The sequence below is a fragment of the Streptomyces tropicalis genome (assembly GCF_029269835.1).
In the GTDB taxonomy this organism is placed as follows: Bacteria; Actinomycetota; Actinomycetes; order Streptomycetales; family Streptomycetaceae; genus Streptomyces; species Streptomyces tropicalis.
Map to the genome: position 1 here is coordinate 284,410 of NZ_JARJBB010000004.1, position 18,565 is coordinate 302,974.

Sequence of the window (18,565 nt, forward strand, 5' to 3'; positions counted from 1 at the left end):
GGATCCCCCTTCAGAAGTCCGTGGGGAGGCCCTCGTACCGGTGCGCGGAGTCGCCCGGAGCGCCTCCGGCCGGGACGCGGGCGGCCGTGACCGCTCGGCTGGCGTCGAGGGCGGCCGGCCGGTAGTAGTCGCTGCCCTGCCGCCAGTACCACAGCATCGGCACCAGTCCGGCGGCGAGCCCGCCGAGGCCGATCGTGACCGCCGCCGGGCTCAGCCGGCCCAGCGACTCGGCGAACACCCAGAACATGAACAGCGCCCCGAGCAGCGGCCAGAGCCCGCCCAGCACGAAGTGCGCCACCGACCGCAGCAGCATCCGGCGGTAGGCGACGACCACCGCGAGGCCGGCCAGCCCGTAGTACACGGCGATCTGCAACCCGATGGCGGAGATGGCGTCGGAGAGGATGTCGCCGACCGTGCCCAGCGCGGTGGCCGCGACGAACATCGCCAGCGCCACCGCACCGACCACCGAGACCGCCACCCACGGTGTGTTCCAGGTGCGGTGCACGCGGCCCAGCGCCGCCGGCATCGTCCGGTCCCGGCCCATCGCGAACAGCGACCGGGTGACCTGGATCAGGGTGGTCTCCAGGGTGGCGATGGTGGAGAGCATGACCGCCACGACCAGCAGCCTGCCGCCCCAGCCCGGCCAGACCTCCTCGCCCAGCACCGCCAGCACGTTGGCGTCGTTGTCCTGGATCTGCCGGGCGGAGAGGATCACGTTCACCGCGATGGTGAACACCTCGAACAGCAGGAACACGATGCCCACGCCGATCAGTCCGGCGAGCCCCGTCGTACGGCGGCTGTCGCGGGTCTCCTCACTGAGGTTGCTGGTGACGTCCCAGCCCCAGTAGTAGAACGCGGCGATCAGCGCACCCGAGGCGAACCCGCCCACGCCGTCGAAGTGCCCGAAGCCGAGCCAGGACCAGTCGAAGGCGCGGGCGTTGCCCGTGTGGAACAGCGCGAGCACGGCGAACAGGGCGAGCAGGGCCAGCTCCACGCCGGACATGAGCAGTTGGGCCCGAACGGTGAGCCGGGCGCCGCCGAGCACCACGAGCAGCATGAGCAGGAACCAGGCCGCGCCCACGACGGTCGACAGGGCCGTGTCGTCCGCGAGCCGGGCGTCGAACAGGGCCAGCGTCATCGACCCGGCGGGCAGCGACCCGGCCACCATGAAGATCGTCGCGGAGACCACCAGGGCCCAGCCGCACAGGAATCCGAGGAACGGGTGCAGCGTCCGGCCCACCCACGAGTAGCTGGCCCCGGCGTTGACGTCGATGCGGCCGAGGTAGCTGAACGCCAGCGCGATGCCCAGCATCGGTATCGCGCAGTAGAGCAGGGCCGCCGGACTGGCCGGCCCCACCGCGCCGACCAGGACCGCCGTGGTCGCCGCCAGGGAGTAGGCCGGGGCGCTGCCCGCGACGGCCATCACCACCGTGTCGAACACGCCGAGGGCGCCGGCCTGCAACCCTCGGCCGCTGCTCTTGCTCATCGATGTGCTGCTTTCCGTCGTGCACGGCGCGGGGGCAGGCGCCCCGGCGGCGTAGAGGTGGGGGGTGGGCCGGCGCCGGACCGCCCGGGGGGTGGCCCCGGGCCGGGGGACCGGAGGACGGGGGTGGCCCCGTCCGGCCGCTGCGTCGCCGGACGGTCACACCGTGTGTGGCAGTGATGATAACCGTGCCCGTACGGTCCACAAGATTGCCCACGGACCGGTTCCCCGTCCCCGGCACGGTCCCAACCGCTGTCCCCGGAACGGCTCCTGACCGGCGCAGGAGGAGGGGCGGTCAGTCGCCGAGCCGGTCGACCTGGCGCAGGCGGTTGTTCGCGTCCAGCGCGGCGACCTTGTACGACTCCGCGAGCGTCGGGTAGTTGAAGACGGCGTCGACGAGATAGTCGACGGTGCCGCCGCACCCCATCACCGTCAGCCCGATGTGGATCAGCTCGGTCGCACCGGTGCCGAAGCAGTGCACCCCGAGCAGTCGGCGGTCCCCGGGCGAGACGAGCAGCTTGAGCATGCCGTGCGAGTCGCCGATGATCTGCCCGCGGGCCAGCTCGCGGTAGCGCGACACCCCCACCTCGAACGGCACCCGCTCCTCGGTGAGCTGATCCTCCGTCCGCCCCACGAAGCTGATCTCCGGGATGGTGTAGATGCCGATGGGCTGCAACGCGTCCATCGGGCCCACCGGTTCCCCACAGGCATGATGGGCCGCCGCCCGGCCCTGCTCCATCGACGTCGCCGCCAGCGCGGGGAAGCCGATCACGTCACCGACCGCGTAGATGTGCGGAACCCGGGTGCGGTAGTGCTCGTCCACGGCGATCCGCCCGCGGCTGTCGGCGGTCAACCCGGCCTTCTCCAGGTCGAGTCCGTCGGTGAGTCCCTGACGGCCCGCCGAGTACATCACGGCGTCGGCGGGTATCCGCTTGCCGCTCTGCAGCACCGTCAGCGTGCCGTTGCGGTGGCGCTCGACCGCGGCGACGGTCTCCCCGAACCGGAACGTCACCGCGAGGTCGCGCAGGTGGTAGCGGAGCGACTCGACGACCTCCGCGTCGCACATGTCGAGCATGCCCGCCCGTCGTTCGACCACCGTCACCCGGCTGCCGAGCGCGGCGAACATGGAGGCGTACTCCATGCCGATCACCCCCGCGCCGACGATGACCATCGACCGCGGCACCCGCTCCAGCGCCAGCACGTTGTCGGAGTCCAGGACGGTGCGCCCGTCGAACTGCACGCTGTCCGGGCGCGCCGGGCGGGTCCCGGTGGCGATGACGAGGTGATCGGCGCTCAGTGTCCGCTCCTCGCCGCCGGCCTCGCGCAGGGCCACCGTGCGGTCGTCCACGAAGCGGCCGGTCCCGGCGAACAGCGACACGTGGTTGCGGGCGAGCTGGCTGCGGATGACGTCCACCTCGCGGCCGACCACGTGCTGGGTCCGCGCGGTCAGGTCGGCGACGGTGATGTCCTCCTTCAGCCGGTAGCTCTGCCCGTACAGGTCGCGCTGGGTGAGGCCGGTGAGGTACAGCACCGCCTCGCGCAGCGTCTTGGACGGGATGGTGCCGGTGTGGAGGGAGACCCCGCCGACCATGTCGGGACGGTCGACGACGGCGACCCTGCGGCCCAGCTTGGCCGCGGCGATGGCGGCCTTCTGGCCACCGGGTCCGGATCCGATCACGAGCATGTCGAAGTCGGGCACCCTCGGGAGTGTGGCAGCAGGAGGGCGCCCACCGGAAGGTGTCGGACACGACGCGACCGCAGCCGCCGGTGCGGGTCCGGGGTGCCGCGCCGGACCCGCAACGCGGGAGCGGCCGCCCGGGGGGGCCGGGTGTGCCGCACCGGCCCCGCACCGCGGTCGCGCCGTCCCTGCCCCCTGCGCCGTCCGTGCCGCCGGCGGCCCGGCCGCGGGCGGCGGCCGGTCTACGGCAGCAGCTTCTCCATCGCGGCCGTTCCCTCGGTCTCCAGCTTGCGCCTGGCCCACTCCAGGTTCCGCGGCGTGATGTCCCGGCCGGTCGCCAGCACCAGGTCCTCCGGTGAGACCTCCGTGCCGGTGCGGGCGTGCAGCAGGGCGTCCGGGGTGGCACGGTCCCCGGACCAGCGGGATGCTTCGGACTCTGACGTCGACATGTCTCCTCCTCGCGCCCGGTCCGGTGGGGGCCGGAGGCCGCGGCGGCGCCCGTGCCGCGGGACCGGGGCTTCCTCCCACGATTGCCCGCCAGGCCGCTCCCTGCATCCGGACGAGGGAAGAAACCGGGAAAACAGCCTCTTCCGGTCACCCGGCGCGCCCGGTCGACCCTGTTCCGTGACCCCCGGCGCTCCGCCGGGCGGCCGGAGGCGCGACCGGCCCGCGCGCCTAAGCTGGAAGCAGCCCGAGTGCGATCCCGGACAGGGAGGCTGCCGCCATGGCCGACACTCCGAGCCGACCGGACGCCGCCCCGGACGCCCACCGGTACCTCCCGATCGCGGAGCACGGCCTGATCGGCAATCTGCGCAGCGTCGCCCTGGTCGGCACCGACGGCACGATCGACTGGTACTGCTCGCCGTCGTTCGACTCGCCCAGCGTCTTCGCGTCCGTCCTGGACGCCGAGCGCGGCGGCTGCTTCGAGCTCGCCGCCACCGAGGGCGCACGGACCAAGCAGTTCTACTTCCCCGACACCAACGTGCTGATCACCCGTTTCTACACCGAGGACGGCGTCGGGGAGGTGCAGGACTTCATGCCGGTCGCCCGGGACCCCGGCAATCCGGGCGAGGCCGAACGGCACCGGCTGATCCGGCGCGTGCTGTGCGTGCGCGGCACCCTGCCCTTCCGGGCCCGGGTAGCCCCCCGGTTCGCGTACGGCACCGACCCGCACACCGTCCGGCTGGTCGGCGGCGCCGCCCTGTTCGAGTCGGCCGAGCGGTCCCTCGCCCTGACCGCCACCGTCCCCCTGGAGACCGAGGGACAGGACGTCCGGGCGGAGTTCAAGCTGGCGGAGGGCGAGTCCGCCGTGTTCGCCCTCGACCGGGTCGGCGGCGCGATCACCCCGCGCCGCTGCGCCCACGCCGAGGCCGAGGAGGAGTTCGCGGCCACCGTCGCCTACTGGCGGCGCTGGCTGGCCGCCTCCCGCTACCGCGGACGCTGGCGGGAGATGGTCCACCGCTCCGCGCTCACCCTGAAACTGCTCACCTACGCGCCGACCGGCGCCATCGTGGCCGCGCCCACCACCAGCCTGCCCGAACGCATCGGCGGCGAGCGCAACTGGGACTACCGCTACGTCTGGGTCCGCGACGCCGCCTTCTGCGTGTACGCGCTGCTGCGCCTCGGATTCACCGGCGAGGCCGAGGCGTTCATGCGGTTCCTCACCCGGCACATCAGCCCCGGCGACGGCGGCGCCGGAGGACCGCTCCAGATCATGTACGGCATCGACGGCCGTACCGAGCTGCCCGAGCGCGAACTGGACCACCTGGAGGGCCACCGCGGCTCCGCCCCCGTCCGCGTCGGCAACGCGGCCGCCGACCAGCTCCAGCTCGACATCTACGGCGCCCTCGTCGACTCCGTCTACCTCTACGACAAGTGGGCCCAGCCCATCTCCAGCGGCCAGTGGGACGACGTGTGCGCGCTCGTGGACTGGGTCTGCGGCCACTGGGACCAGCCCGACGAAGGCGTCTGGGAGACCCGCGGCGGCCGCCGGAACTTCCTCTACTCCCGGCTGATGTGCTGGGTCGCCGTCGAGCGCGCCATCCGGCTCGCCAACCGCCGCGGGCTGCCCGCCGACCTGCCCCGCTGGCGGCAGTGCCGGGACACCATCTACCGCCGCATCATGGACCGCGGCTGGTCCGAGCGGCGGCGCGCCTTCGTCCAGTACGAGGACGGCGACGTGCTGGACGCCGCCGTACTGATGATGCCGATGGCCAAGTTCATCGCGCCCACGGACCCGAAGTGGCTGTCCACCCTCGACGCGCTCACCGAGGACCTGGTCTCCGACTCCCTCGTCTACCGCTACGACCCGCGCTCCAGCCCCGACGGACTCCACGGCGACGAGGGGACGTTCTCCATCTGCTCCTTCTGGTACGTCGAGGCCCTCACCCGGGCCGGCCGCCTGGACGAGGCACGGCTGGCCTTCGAGAAGATGCTCACCTACGCCAACCATCTCGGCCTGTACGCCGAGGAGATCGGCCGCACCGGCGAGCAACAGGGCAACTTCCCGCAGGCCTTCACCCACCTGTCCCTCATCAGCGCGGCCTACAACCTCGACCGCGCCCTGGGCTAGGTTCGTCACCCGATGTGGTAGGAATCGCCGTACACCGCCCAGTCCAGCGGCGGATCGAGGTCGAGGTTGCCCCGGCGCAGGAACACCCGCTGCTCGGTGTCGACGCGGCTGGTCTCGCTGTGCGCCTTCTCCTGCCTCATCGCCCACACCCGCGCGTCGAGGAACGCCTCCAGGTAGGTCACCTCGTCGCCGCCCTGCGCGGGCGGTCGCGCGGAGCGCAGCGCCCGCGCGCGGATGCCGCCGAAGCTCTCCGGATCGTCGCCGCCGCCGTGCACGACCCTCGCGTCGTAGTACGCGAACTGGCCGAGCGCGCGCAGCCCGTCGGCACGGCCCTGCCGCACCGCGGGGCCGAAGTAGTCCTCGTCCCGCTCCTCGTCCTGCGCCCGCCGGAAGGCCGGGTCCCCGGCCGCCCGGCGCCAGTCCCCGGGGAAGCCGGGGTCGAGGCCGTCGTGCGCGGCGCCGCCCTCGACCCGGCGCAGCGCCGGCAGGTACCGGGCGAGGACGTTGCCGGGCCGCCGGTCGGTGTAGCGCCGCACGACGTGGAGCATGTCGCCGGTGCCCGAACAGAAGCCGATGATGCCCGCCGTGTAGCCGCGGCCGTCGCCGATGTCCTCGATGTACCGGTACTGGGCCCGCCAGTCGAGCGAGGAGTTCTCCGCGCTCGACACCAGCTGCATGGCGATCTCCTTCTTCGCCGGGTCGTCCAGGTCCGCCGCCGGACCCGCCGTCGCGCAGGCGGAGTTCAGCAGGGGGGCGGCGGCGAGGCAGCCGCCGAACAGGCCCAGCAGCGTACGGCGCGAGGAGGTGGGGGTGTCGCGGTCGGGGTGCACCACGGGCGCTCCAGGAAGCGGGGGCGGGCGGAGAGTCGGTCCGTACCCTGCACCGCCGTGCGGCCCGGGAGCCGGTCGGGGCGGCCCGTGTCACCCGTCCGGCGGCACGGGTGCGGCGACGGGCGGGAGGAGCCGGCCCGCCCCCGGTCAGGGCAGGGACTGCTCGGCCCAGATCACCTTGCCCGTCGGCGTGTAGCGCGTGCCCCAGCGGTCGCAGAGTTGCGCCACCAGGAACAGGCCCCGGCCGCCCTCGTCCGTGCTCGCCGCGTACCGCAGGTGCGGTGAGGTGTCGCTGCTGTCGAAGACCTCGCAGATCAGCGTGCGGTCGCGCAGCATCCGCACCCGGATGGGCTCGCTGCCGTAGCGGATCGCGTTGGTGACCAGCTCGCTGAGGACCAGCTCGGTGGTGAAGGCGAGGTCGTCGAGCCCCCACTGCGACAGACGGCGGGTCACCCACGCGCGGACCTCGCCGACGGCGGCCGGGTCCGCCGGCACGTCCCACTCGGCGGTCCGGTCCGCGCCCAGCGCCCGGGTCCGCGCCACGAGCAGCGCCACGTCGTCGACGGGCCGGGACGGCAGCAGGGCGTCCAGCACGGCCCGGCACGTCTCCTCGGGCGAGCCGCCCGACGTCTCCAGGGACGCCTGCAGTTGCGCCAGCCCGGCGTCGATGTCCCGCTCCCGGTCCTCGACCAGGCCGTCGGTGTACAGCACCAGCCGGCTGCCCTCCTCCAGCGCCAGGTCGGCGGCCTCGAAGGGCAGGCCGCCCAGGCCCAGCGGGGGACCGGCGGGCACCTCCGGGAAGGAGACACCGCCGTCCGGCGCGACCACCGCGGGCGGCGGATGACCGGCGCGGGCCACCGCGCAGCGCCGCGACACCGGGTCGTACACGGCGTACAGGCAGGTCGCACCGGTGATGGGGGCGCTGACACCGTCCGCCGTCTCGTCCTGGTCGATCCGGGCGACCAGCTCGTCCAGCAGCCCCAGCAGCTCGTCCGGCGGCAGGTCCAGGGCCGAGAAGTTGTGCACCGCGGTGCGCAGCCGGCCCATCGTCGCCGCCGCGTGCAGCCCGTGGCCCACGACGTCGCCCACGACGAGCGCCACCCGCGCCCCCGACAGCGGCAGGACGTCGAACCAGTCCCCGCCCACGCCGGCCTGCGCGGGCAGGTAGCGGAAGGCGATGTCCAGGGCGCTCTGCTCGGGCAGGCTCCGCGGCAGCAGACTGCGCTGCAGCGTCACGGCCATGCTGTGCTCGCGCGTGTAGCGGCGGGCGTTGTCGATGGAGACCGCGGCCCGGGCGACGAGCTCCTCGGCGAGGACCAGTTCCTCGGCGTCGAAGGGCTCGGTCCCCTGCGAACGCCAGAAACTGACCACGCCCAGCACCTGCGCCCCGGTCCGGACCGGCACGGTGATCAGCGAGTGGATGCCGTGGCCGACGACCTCCCGGCCGCGCTCCGGATCCTGCGCGAGCCAGCCCGGCGCGTCCTGCAGCCGGGGCTCCAGGACCGGGCGGCCGGTCCGCAGGCTGCGCCCCTGCGGGGAGGCGGCGACGAAACGGATCTGCCGGCCCACCGGGTACAGCGGCGCGTCGGCCCGCACCCCGGCGGACGCCACGCGGCGCAGCGCGGACGCCGACTCGGGGTCCTCGCCGATCAGAACCGGGTCGTACAGGTCCACGGTGGTGAAGTCCGCGAAGCGGGGCACGGACACCTCCGCCAGCTCCTCGGCCGTCCGCGCCACCTCCAGCGTCGTACCGATCCCCACCCCGGCGTCGTAGAGCAGGCTGAGGCGCTCCCGGGTCAGCTCGGCCCGGCCGGACAGGGCGCGCAGCTCGGTGGAGTCGCGCAGGGTGGCCACGCTGCCCGGGGGGCCGCCGTCCAGGTCCGTGGGCCGCTGGTTGACCGCGAGCAGCCGGTCGCCCACCAGGTGCACCTCGTCGGTGGCCAGGCGCCCGGAGGACAGCAGGCCGGCGATGTCGGCCTCCAGGCCGAGGTCGTCCACGTGCCGCCGCTCGGCGTCCTGGGGCAGGCCGAGCAGGCGGTGCGCCTCGTCGTTGGCGAGCAGCAGCTCGCCGCCGTCGCCGAGGATGATCACGCCCTCCCGGACGGAGTGCAGCACCGCGTCGTGGTGCTCGTACATCCGTGTCATCTCGCCCGGCCCGAGCCCGTGGGTCTGGCGCAGCAGGCGCCGGCTGACCAGCGCCGTCCCCGCCGTGGCGAGGGCGAGCGCGGCCGCCGCGGCGCCGAGCACGACGGGCAGCTGACGGTCGGCGACCCCGCCGACGTTCGCGGTGGTCACCCCGGCCGACACGAGGCCGACGATCCGGCCGTCGGCCGACCTGACGGGCACGACCGCCTGCACGAGCCGCCCGATGGTGCCGTCGACCTCCTCGACGACGATGCCGCCGGCCTGCGCGGGCGCGAGGGTGCCGACGAACTTCTTGCCGATGCGGTCCGGCTTGGGGTGGGTGTAGCGGATGCCGTCCGTGCTCATCGCGACGATGAAGTCGACGTGTGCCGCGCGGCGGGCGGCCTCGGCCCGCGGCTGCAGGACTGCCGTCGGATCGGGTGACTGCAGGGCCTCGGCGATGCCCGGCGCGTGGGCGAAGGTCTGGGCGACGGCGAGCGAGCGGTTGCGGGCCTCCTGGGTGCTGTCGTGGCGCACCTGGAGCACCAGTGCCACCACCGCGGACACCACCAGCAGCAGCACGATGACGACCTGGAGGACGAACACCTGTCCGGCGACGCTGCGGCCGCGCAGCGTCGCCCGCAGCCCCCCGCGCCCTCCGGAGACGTCCTTGCGGGACGTTCCGTCCGTGCGGCTCTCGGCCGGTGCTCCGGTCCGGGCTCCGGCGGGGCCGCGTCCACCCGTCCGTGCGGGCACCCCCCGGGCAGGGCCGGGGGCCTCGGGCACGGACCGGTCGCCGGGAGGACGGGTCGACCGGGTGCCGGCTCGATCCGGGAGTCGCACCATGTGCCATGTCTACACTGCCGGGCCCCGCGAGGCGAGAGTCGTGCCGTGCACGTGGGGTGAGAGGGCGGCCGGGCGGCGCCGCGGGGCACCGGCCGTCGCACCGCCCACCGGGGTTGCGCCCCGGTCAGGACCGTTCTTCGGGGGCGTCGTCGCGGATGGTCCGGGCGACCTCGCGCAGCTTCACGTTGTGATTCTGGGAGATCCGGCGCAGCACCGCGAAGGCGTCGTCCTCGCTGAGCCGGTGGCGCTCGCGCAGGATGCCCATCGCCTCGCCGATGGCGTGCCGGGACTCCAGCGCGTGCTCGAGCTGGTCGACGGTGCTGGCGCTGGACAGGGCGACGGCGGCGTGCGACGCGAGCAGCCAGCCGGCCGTCTCGCTGTCCCGGGAGAAGGCGTCGGGCCTGGGGGAGTACAGGTCCAGCGCACCGAAGTCCTGTTCGTCGGTGTACAGCAGGAAGCCCATCATGCTGCCGATGCCGAGTGCGCGGGCGGCGGGCGCGTACCGCGGCCAGCCGGGCTGCGGGCTGCTCAGGTCGGCGATGCGGAACATGCGGTCGCCGTGGGTGCGGCGCGCCGCGTCGAAGCAGGGGCCCTCGGCGAGCTCGCCCTGCAGCCGGTCCGACTCCACGACCAGGTCCGAGGTCGCCGCGAGGGTCACGGCCCGCCCTTTGCGCAGGGCCAGCACGCCGGAGGCCTCGCATCCGTCGATCAGCTCGACGGCGGCGGCGGCGATCTCGTCCAGGGTCGCCTGGAGGGAGTCCTGGGCGAGCAGGCGCCGGGCGAGCTGTGCCATGTCCTCGGCGAACGAGCGCCACTCCATGCCTGCATCCGCCCTTCTTCCCGCCCTGTGCGTCACGTCCCACGCCCCGGGGGCAGCCTACCCCGCGGGTACCCGCCGGACATGCCGGTGCCCCCGCCGCGGCGGGGGCACCGGAAGGACTCGGGCCCGTGCGGGCCCGTGCGGGGTCACGCCCCCCAGGTGCCCTGGTTGACCGCGCAGTTCCAGCCGGAGCCGTGCAGCGTGAACTTGAGCCGGTAGCTGTGGGTGTTCAGCAGGTGCGTGCGCACCCGGAAGCCGAGGCTCGCCCTGCCCTTGAACGTCGAGGTGGCGACCGAGACGGTCTGCGAGGTCCGGTGGCTGATCCGCCCGCCCGTCGGGTTCGCCGTGCTGAACCGGATGTTCTTGACGTCGGTGACGGTGAAGGTGACGTTCCGGTAGCTCTTCGACGTCTTGCTCCTGATGCCGAAGTAGAGCCCGCCGTTGGTCACCCAGCCGTTGTGGTCCACGTAGAACCGGGTCGGGTAGGAGATGCTGAGCGGGCATCCGGAGCTCTGCGGCGCCGCGGTCGCCGCGGACGCGGCACCGGCGAGGCCCAGTTGGGCGGCGGTGACGATCCCGGCCGCGGTCAGCGCTGCAACGGTCGTACGAGTGCGGTTCACTGCGGTGACACCTCTTCCCCCTGTGGCCCCGTGGGGCCGGACGGCATGACAGGCGGAAACCCCCGTCGGAAGTCCCCCGTGCCTGTGACGTCGTATTTCTTAGCACGCGGAAGGCCCGGCCGGGACAACGCCATTGAGCCGGACGGCACTTGGTGACAGAACCGGTACATTCGGGAGACAACCCCGCTTCCCGCGCCCCTGCGCCGATTCCGGGCAACGGCCGGATTCCGCCCCGCCGAAGCCGGTCGGCTCGGCCCACCCCTTTCCGACCGTCGGTGACACATTCACCGGGAGCCCCCGACCCGACCCGCCCCGACGGGCAGACCTCCAGCGGCGGTTGGCGAAGGCGGCCGAGGAGGAGGTGGCCACGCTGCCGGAGCCGACCCCGCCCGGCGCGGACCCGACCTTCCCGCACCGGGAGCGCGGCCACCGGCCGCACGTCCGGGCCGCGGGGCGCCGCCCGCGGTCGAAGTGCGGGCACCCCGGGAGCCGGCCGCGGTACGGTGCCGTCATGTACGCCACCGAGGTCTCACGGCACGTGAAGGCGTCCCCCGCAGCCGTGTACCGGGCGCTCGTCGACCCGGACGCGGTCGCGGGGTGGCGCGTGCCGGACGGCATGACCGGGCACGTGCACGAGTTCGACGCCCGTGAGGGCGGCCGCTTCCGCGTCTCCCTCGGCCACGGCGACCCCGGCAGGGAGGGCAAGTCGGGCGGCGCCACCGACACCTACCGGGGCCACTTCGCCCGGCTCGTCCCCGGCGAACTCGTCGTCGAGGTCATCGAGTTCGAGACCGGTGACGAGGCCCTGCGCGGCACGATGACCCTGACGACGACGCTCACCGCCGCGGAGGGCGGGACGGACGTCGTGATCCGGCACGAGGGTGTCCCCGACGCCGTGCCGCGCACCGACAACGAACGGGGCACCCGCATGGCCCTGGACAACCTCGCCCGGCTGGTGGAGCGCGGCCGGTAGCGGCGTCCGCGCCATCACCCGACGGCGGTGCGCGCGGCCGCCACCGCCTGTCCGGCGTACCCCCGCCCGAACAGCACCGTGTGCACCAGCAGCGGGAAGAGCTGGTGCAGCCCGACCCGGTCCGCCCAGCCGTCGGCGAGCGGCGCCGCCTCCTGGTAGCCCTCCAGCACCCGGTCCAGATGCGGGCAGCCGAACAGGCGGAGCATCGCCAGGTCCGTCTCCCGGTGCCCTCCGTGCGCGGCCGGGTCGATCAGCCGGACCCGGCCGCCGGCACCCCACAGCACATTGCCGTTCCACAGGTCGCCGTGCAGCCGGGCGGGCGGTTCCGCCGGACCGGCCCGCGCGGGCAGCCGCTCCAGCGCGCGTTCGACCACCGCGGCCTCCGCGGTGCGCAGGGTGCCGTCGTCCACGGCCCGGCGCAGATACGGCAGGACACGGTGCTGCGCGTACCAGTGCGGCCAGTCGTCGGCGGGCGTGTTGCGCATCGGGGCGAGTCCGATGAACGCCTCCTGCGGACCGCCGGGCGGAGCCGCCCCGAACGCGGGCGCCCCGGCGGCGTGCAGGGCGGCCAGCTCGCGTCCGAAGCGGACCGCCGCCCCCTCGTCGGGCCGCCCGGCCGGCACCCGGTCCGTCACGAGCCAGTCCTCGTCCTGCCCGCGCACGGCGGGAACGGCCACCGCGTCCGCGGCGCCGAGCCAGCGCAGCCCCGCCGCCTCGGCCCGCACCGCGCCGGCGGCGTCGCCGCGCTTGACCATCACCACCTCGCCGCCGTCGAGCGTCACCTCGGCGAGCGACGGGGACAGCGGCCGCTCGGCGGTGACGGAGCGTCCGGTGAGGCGCGCCGCGGCGGCACCGGCGCCCTCCGATGAGCCCGGGGCCGTACGGGCCGTCATGCGGCGCCGCGCCCGCGCACCCAGGCGAGCAGCCCCGGCATGGCGGCCTCGATCATGGCGAGCACCGCCTCGAAGCTCTCCTGGCCGCCGTAGTACGGGTCGGGGACGTCCGGGTCGCCGGCCGCGTCCGGGTCGAAGGACCGCAGCAGCCGCACCCGGGACGGGTCGCCGACCAGCCCGTTCAGCGCCCGGGTGTGCCCCCGGTCCATGGCCACGAACAGGTCCGCGTCCAGGTGCTCGGCGCCGACCTGCGCGGCGACGTGCGCGACGGGATATCCGTGCCGGGCCAGGGCCGCTCCGGCCCGTGCGTCGATGCCCTCCCCGACGTGCCACGGCCCGACGCCGGCGCTGCTCACCCGCACACCGTCCACCCCGGCCCGCCGCAGATGCTCCGCGCACACCGAAGCCGCCGACGGCGACCGGCAGATGTTTCCGCTGCAGACGAAGCACAGGTGCACGACGCCCAGGGTACGAGCGCGGCGCCGACCGGACGGTACGGCGGCGCGCCCACCCACGGGTGGAGACCCGCCGGGAAATCCACCCGGTACTCCACTGCCGGGTCGATCACGGCGGCGGCAGCCGTCCCTGGCCTCGCGGCAGGGACACACGGCGACGGGACATGCCGGCGCCGGTGACCCCGCCGGAGGCACCGGCTCCGACGGAGCCGCCCGCCCCGTGGGAGGCGCTCGCCCGCCCCGGCCCGGGAGCGCCCGCCGGGGTGCGGGACGACGGAGGCGGCGGGACACCGCCCGCCCCGCCGCACCGGACGCCTGGGCCCGCGGAGTGCGCAGGCCCGCGGAGTGCGCGGGGCGGCCGCCGGGCCGCGCCACTGCCGGGGCCGCTGTCAGGGAGGCCACGGCCGGGAGGAGACCTGGGCCATGTCCGCGGTGCCCGGCGCGGAGCTAGCGTGGGGGGTGGGCGTCCCACCCCCTCGTGACAGCTCGATCGGTCCCGCAGTGTCTGAAGAACTCTCCCCGCTCATCGCGGCCACCGTCCAGTGGCTGACCGGTGCCTACCCGGCGTCCGGCGGGGCCCTGGACCGTGTGCTGTGCGAGATGCAGGCGCACCAGGCGGTGACGGTCGCGGCCCGGCTGCGCTACCCCACGGAGATGGATGCCGCCCTGGTCGGCCTGTCGGGTCCCGGAGGTTCCTCCCGCCTGGACCGTCTCACCGGCGTGGACGGGGCGTCCGGCGAGGATCCCGGCGCGCACGCCTGGCGGGCCTGGGTGGACGAGGTCGTCGCGAGCTGGGCCGCCTGCCTGCTCACCGATCCCGAGCTGGCCGGCCGCGCGGTGGCGGCCGTGACCCGGGGGGAGCGCGCGGTGGACGCCCGGGCCGAGTTCGGCCGCCTGGTCGCACCGGACGCCCACGACCGCCGGGCAGCGGCCCTGCTGCGCCATCCCGACCTCCTCGCCCCGGTCACGGCCCTGCACCGCACCGCGCTGCGCGACCGGCTGTCCTCGGGCCCGGACGTGGCGGCCTGACGGGACTCACCGGCGCCGGCGATCCACGGGACGCCGGGCCACGCGGAACGGGAAGGCTGTTCGCGCACCCGAGCCGGGCCGGCGTCGACGTGCGTCCGGTCGGCTCCGGACACGGTCGGCACGGTGATCCCGGCGAGCGGACTCCCGGCGTACCCCATGGCCGGCTCGGCTGCGCCTCCGGCTCCGCGGGCGCCGGGGAGAGCGGGTCCGGCCGTGCTCAGCCCACCAGTTCGCCCAGCGCGTCCCGTGCCGCCCGGTCCGCCGCCGCGCGGTCCTCGGGGACCAGTCCGATGCGGGTGCGCCGGTCCAGCAGGTCGGCCGTGTCGAGGGCGCCCTCGTGGCGGACGGCCCAGACCAGTTCGGCGCGGGTGACGGGATGCCCGTCCAGGACGGGTTCCGCGAGCCGCGGGTCCTGCGCGCCCAGCGCCTCGACCAGCGGCGCCTCGGTGCCGTAGCGGCGGATCAGGTGCGGCGCGGCCGGCAGTGCGGCGAGCCGCTGCGGAGCCGCGGCGCCGACCAGCGGCAGGGTCGTCGTGGGGGAGGGCCCGGCGCCCAGTCCGCGCGCGGCGACGGCCGCGTCCACGGCGTCCTCGGCCATCCTCCGGTACGTGGTCAGCTTGCCGCCGACGATGGTGGTGACGCCCTCGGACGAGGTGAGCACCGCATGCCGGCGCGAGATGTCCGCGGTCCTCGGCGCCGCTCCGGACGCCCCGTCCGGCGTGGTGTCCAGCAGCGGCCGCAGTCCCGCGAACGCGCCCACGACGTCGTCGCGGTGGACCGGCACGTCCAGGGCGGAGCCGAGGACGTCGAGCAGGAAGCCGATGTCCGTCTCCGGCGCCTCGGGGACGTCGGGGATGTCGCCGTCGACCGGCTCGTCGGTGAGCCCGACGTAGACCCGGCCGTCGCCCTGCGGCAGCACCAGGACGAAGCGGTTGGTCTCGCCGGGCACCGGGATGTGCAGGCCCGCCGGCAGCGGACCGAGCCGGTCCGCACGCAGCACCAGATGGGTACCGCGGGAGGGCCGCACCCGGATGCCGTCGACCAGGCCGCCCGCCCACACCCCGGAGGCGTTGACCACGGCGCGGGCGCGGATCTCGCCCTCCTCGCCGGTGAGTTCGTCGCGTATGCGCGCGCCGGACCCGGTCAGTTCCAGCGCCCGCACCCGGGTCAGGATCCGTGCGCCGTGCGCGGCTGCGGTCCGGGCGACGGCGGTGACCAGACGGGCGTCGTCGGTGAGCCGGCCGTCCCAGGAGAGGAGGCCGCCGCGCAGTCCGGTGGCGCGCAGGGCGGGCGCGAGGTGGCGGGTCTCGACGGCGGACAGCCGGCGCGGCGCGGGCAGCGTGGCGCGCGCGGTGCGGGCCGCGAGCCGCAGTCCGTCCCCGGCGCGGAACCCGGCCCAGGCCAGGGCGGCCTGGCCGCGGGAGACCAGCGGGTGCAGCGGCAGGACGAACGGCTGGGCACGCACCAGGTGCGGCGCGGTCCGCTCCATGAGCACGCCGCGTTCGACGGCGCTCTCGTGGGCGACGTCGAGCTGTGCGGAGGCGAGGTAGCGCAGCCCGCCGTGGATGAGCTTGGAACTCCAGCGGGAGGTGCCGAAGGCCAGGTCGTGCGCGTCGATCGCGGCCACGCTCAGCCCGCGGGCGGCGGCGTCCAGGGCGACGCCGGCGCCGGTCGCGCCGAGGCCCACCACCAGGACGTCGACGGCGGGACCGCCGGCGGTGCGGGTGAGCTCGCGGGTGCGGCGAGCGGCGTTCAGGGAGGCTCCGGGGGCCGGGTCCGGGGCGCCGACCGGGTGGGGGGTGGAGGTCATGGCGTCAGGGTCCTCTCCAGGATGGTCCGCAGTTCCCCGAGGAAGGCGGCGGCGGTCAGGTCGGGGTCGTCCGCGTCCGTCATCGTGCGCAGCGACAGGGTGAAGGACTGGACGATCAGGAGCAGCGCACGGGCCTGCCGTTCGACGGGGGCGGTGCGCACCGAGCCGTCGGCGTGCCCCTCGCGCAGCGCGTCGGCGAGCAGGGCGAGCAGGGCCTCCTGGCTGGCGCCGCGCCGGTCCAGCACGTAGGGGAGGAGCAGTTCGGGGTCCACGTCGAGGATCTTGCGGAAGAGGGGGTGGGCGCGGAACGCCTCCACCCCCGCCACCAGCCCGTCGACGAGCAGTGTCCGGGCGTCGGCCCCGGGCCGCTCCGCGGGCATGGCCCGGGTGGCGACGTCGACCCACTCACGGGTCATCAGGTCGCCGACCAGGCTGCGCACGTCGGGCCAGCGGCGGTAGAGCGTCATCCGGGAGACACCCGCGCGGCGGGCCACGTCGGTCAGCGTGGTGCGGCGGACCCCGACGGCCAGGACGCAGTCCCGCACGGCGTCGAGCACGGGATCGCTGTCCTGACTGTTGTGACGAATAGGCGTCATGTGTAACAGTGTAACGCCTCCGGGGAGACACCGGAGGACCCGACTCCTGGAACGGCTCCGGCCGTCCGGCCCCGGGCCACCCGGGACCGGACGGCGGTGAGCGCCGCCCTCGACTCGACCCGACACGACGACCGGTGAGGAACAACCCCATGGACATGCTGTGGAGCGGCTGGGGCGACCCGGCCAAGGCCGCGCCGCTGCCCGACTCGGTGACCGGGCTGCTGCGCGACCTGCTCGGGGTCAAGCCCGGCGACGCCGAACCGGTCGCCCTGGAGGAGATCCACGTCCCCGAATCGCCGTTGGCCCCCGCCGCCCGCGCGGCCCTGGCCGAGGCGGTCGGCGGCGAGGCGCACGTCCGCACCGACGCCGAGTCCCGGATCCGGCACACCCGCGGCAAGTCGACCCCCGACCTGCTGCGCATCCGCCGCGGCGACACGGCCGACGCCCCGGCCGCGGTGGTCCTCCCCGCGGGCCACGACGACGTGGTGGCGGTCCTGCGGGCCTGCGCGGAACACGACCTGCCCGTCGTCCCCTTCGGCGGCGGCACCTCCGTCGTCGGCGGCCTCGCGCCCGGCCGGCACGGCCCCTTCGTCGCGCTCGACCTGCGCCGCATGGACGCCCTGCTCGATCTCGACCCGGTCTCGCGCACCGCCACCCTGCAATCCGGCCTGCGCGCCCCGCAGGCCGAGGCGCTGCTGGCCGAACACGGCTTCACCCTCGGCCACTTCCCGCAGTCCTACGAGTGGGCCACCATCGGCGGGTTCGCCGCCGCCCGCTCCAGCGGCCAGGCCTCCGCCGGCTACGGCCGCTTCGACGAGATGGTCCTCGGCCTCACCCTCGCCACCCCCGAGGGCACCCTCGACATCGGCCGGGCCCCGCGCTCCGCCGCCGGTCCCGACCTGCGTCAGCTCGTCCTCGGCTCCGAGGGCGCCTTCGGCGTCATCACCTCGGTGACGGTCCGCCTGCGGCCGGTGCCGCGGACCCGTGTCCACGAGGGCTGGCGGTTCGCCTCGTTCGAGGAGGGCGCCGCCGCGCTGCGCCGCCTCGCCCAGGACGGGCCCCGCCCGACCGTGCTGCGCCTGTCCGACGAGACGGAGACGCTCATCGGCCTCGCCCAGCCCGACGCCATCGGTGCCCCGGGCCTGCCGCAGAACGCGGGTTGCCAGGCCGTCGTGGGCTTCGAGGGCACCGAGGAGGACACCGCGTACCGCAGGGAGCGCGCCGCCGAGGTGCTCCGCGCGTGCGGCGGCACCCCGCTCGGCGAGGAGCCCGGCGAGCGCTGGGCGCACGGCCGCTACTCGGCGCCGTACCTGCGCGACTCCCTGCTCGACGCCGGCGCCTTCGCCGAGACCCTGGAGACGGCGGCCTTCTGGTCCCGCATCCCCGCGCTGTACGCCGCCGTCCGCGAGGCGCTCACGTCCACCCTCACCGAGGCCGGCACCCCGCCCCTGGTGATGTGCCACATCTCCCACGTGTACGAGAACGGCGCGTCCCTGTACTTCACCGTGGTCTCGGCGCAGGGCGACGACGCCGTGGCGCACTGGGAGCCCGCCAAGCACGCGGCCAACGAGGCGATCCTCGCCGCGGGCGGCACCATCAGCCACCACCACGGCGTCGGCACCGACCACCGCGACTGGTACGTCCGTGAGGCCGGTCCGCTCGGCGTCGACGCGCTGCGCGCCGTCAAGCGGCGGCTGGACCCGGCCGGTCTGCTCAACCCCGGGGTCCTGCTGCCCCTCGACTGACGGCCCACCCGCCGCGCCCCCCGCGCCCGGGGGGTCCCTCCCGACCCCCGGGGCACCCGCTCCACCCGCTCTGCCGTACCCTCCCCGCCAC

Annotated in this window: 15 protein-coding genes; 4 read left to right on the plus strand and 11 right to left on the minus strand. The window is 75.1% G+C overall.

Annotation, left to right across the window (positions count from 1 at the left end; all coding sequences use genetic code 11):
* Window positions 1–10 precede the first annotated feature (10 nt).
* The 3 genes from P3H78_RS10350 to P3H78_RS10360 all read right to left on the minus strand — a co-directional run bounded on the left by P3H78_RS10350 (window position 11) and on the right by P3H78_RS10360 (window position 3,610).
* Window positions 11–1,486, minus strand: coding sequence for an APC family permease (locus P3H78_RS10350; protein WP_276108572.1), 1,476 nt, complete (start codon window positions 1,484–1,486; stop codon window positions 11–13).
* Window positions 1,487–1,778: 292 nt separating this feature from the next.
* Complete coding sequence (gene sthA, locus P3H78_RS10355; protein ID WP_276108573.1) at window positions 1,779–3,182, minus strand: Si-specific NAD(P)(+) transhydrogenase; 1,404 nt, start codon at window positions 3,180–3,182, stop codon at window positions 1,779–1,781.
* Between the two features lie 221 nt (window positions 3,183–3,403).
* Window positions 3,404–3,610: a hypothetical protein gene (locus P3H78_RS10360; protein WP_276108574.1), complete on the minus strand. Its 207-nt coding sequence runs from the start codon at window positions 3,608–3,610 to the stop codon at window positions 3,404–3,406.
* A 275-nt stretch (window positions 3,611–3,885) separates the two neighbouring features.
* Between P3H78_RS10360 and P3H78_RS10365 the strand changes: the two genes are divergently transcribed.
* A complete protein-coding gene (locus P3H78_RS10365) occupies window positions 3,886–5,733 on the plus strand; it encodes a glycoside hydrolase family 15 protein (protein WP_276108575.1) in 1,848 nt (615 codons plus the stop codon).
* A 5-nt stretch (window positions 5,734–5,738) separates the two neighbouring features.
* Here P3H78_RS10365 and P3H78_RS10370 read toward each other — a convergent pair whose 3' ends face one another.
* From P3H78_RS10370 to P3H78_RS10385, 4 genes are all read right to left on the minus strand, one after another.
* Window positions 5,739–6,566 (minus strand): chitosanase, encoded by an 828-nt coding sequence (locus tag P3H78_RS10370; protein WP_276108576.1) that lies wholly within the window; start codon window positions 6,564–6,566, stop codon window positions 5,739–5,741.
* 144 nt (window positions 6,567–6,710) lie between these two features.
* On the minus strand, window positions 6,711–9,533 hold the full coding sequence (locus P3H78_RS10375; protein WP_276108577.1) for a SpoIIE family protein phosphatase: 2,823 nt from the start codon (window positions 9,531–9,533) through the stop codon (window positions 6,711–6,713).
* Between the two features lie 124 nt (window positions 9,534–9,657).
* Window positions 9,658–10,353 (minus strand): GAF and ANTAR domain-containing protein, encoded by a 696-nt coding sequence (locus tag P3H78_RS10380; RefSeq protein WP_276108578.1) that lies wholly within the window; start codon window positions 10,351–10,353, stop codon window positions 9,658–9,660.
* Between the two features lie 146 nt (window positions 10,354–10,499).
* Window positions 10,500–10,973 (minus strand): hypothetical protein, encoded by a 474-nt coding sequence (locus P3H78_RS10385; RefSeq protein WP_276108579.1) that lies wholly within the window; start codon window positions 10,971–10,973, stop codon window positions 10,500–10,502.
* A 511-nt stretch (window positions 10,974–11,484) separates the two neighbouring features.
* Between P3H78_RS10385 and P3H78_RS10390 the strand changes: the two genes are divergently transcribed.
* Entirely contained in the window at window positions 11,485–11,946 is a 462-nt protein-coding gene (locus tag P3H78_RS10390; RefSeq protein WP_276108580.1) for an SRPBCC domain-containing protein, read from the plus strand.
* A gap of 14 nt (window positions 11,947–11,960) precedes the next feature.
* Here P3H78_RS10390 and P3H78_RS10395 read toward each other — a convergent pair whose 3' ends face one another.
* Both P3H78_RS10395 and P3H78_RS10400 read right to left on the minus strand, forming a co-directional pair.
* Window positions 11,961–12,839 (minus strand): fructosamine kinase family protein, encoded by an 879-nt coding sequence (locus tag P3H78_RS10395; RefSeq protein WP_276108581.1) that lies wholly within the window; start codon window positions 12,837–12,839, stop codon window positions 11,961–11,963.
* Window positions 12,836–13,297, minus strand: coding sequence for a low molecular weight protein-tyrosine-phosphatase (locus tag P3H78_RS10400; protein WP_276108582.1), 462 nt, complete (start codon window positions 13,295–13,297; stop codon window positions 12,836–12,838). The genes P3H78_RS10395 and P3H78_RS10400 overlap by 4 nt, the downstream gene beginning before the upstream one ends.
* A gap of 498 nt (window positions 13,298–13,795) precedes the next feature.
* On the opposite strand from P3H78_RS10400, the gene P3H78_RS10405 reads away from it, so the two are divergent.
* Window positions 13,796–14,323, plus strand: a complete 528-nt coding sequence (locus P3H78_RS10405) for a hypothetical protein (RefSeq protein ID WP_276108583.1) — start codon at window positions 13,796–13,798, stop codon at window positions 14,321–14,323.
* A gap of 217 nt (window positions 14,324–14,540) precedes the next feature.
* On the opposite strand, the gene P3H78_RS10410 is transcribed toward P3H78_RS10405, so the two are convergent.
* Window positions 14,541–16,133, minus strand: coding sequence for a glycerol-3-phosphate dehydrogenase/oxidase (locus P3H78_RS10410; protein WP_276108584.1), 1,593 nt, complete (start codon window positions 16,131–16,133; stop codon window positions 14,541–14,543).
* Complete coding sequence (locus P3H78_RS10415) at window positions 16,130–16,729, minus strand: TetR/AcrR family transcriptional regulator (protein WP_276108585.1); 600 nt, start codon at window positions 16,727–16,729, stop codon at window positions 16,130–16,132. The genes P3H78_RS10410 and P3H78_RS10415 overlap by 4 nt, the downstream gene beginning before the upstream one ends.
* A 149-nt stretch (window positions 16,730–16,878) precedes the next feature.
* On the opposite strand from P3H78_RS10415, the gene P3H78_RS10420 reads away from it, so the two are divergent.
* Entirely contained in the window at window positions 16,879–18,474 is a 1,596-nt protein-coding gene (locus tag P3H78_RS10420; protein WP_276108586.1) for an FAD-binding oxidoreductase, read from the plus strand.
* Window positions 18,475–18,565: the final 91 nt, after the last annotated feature.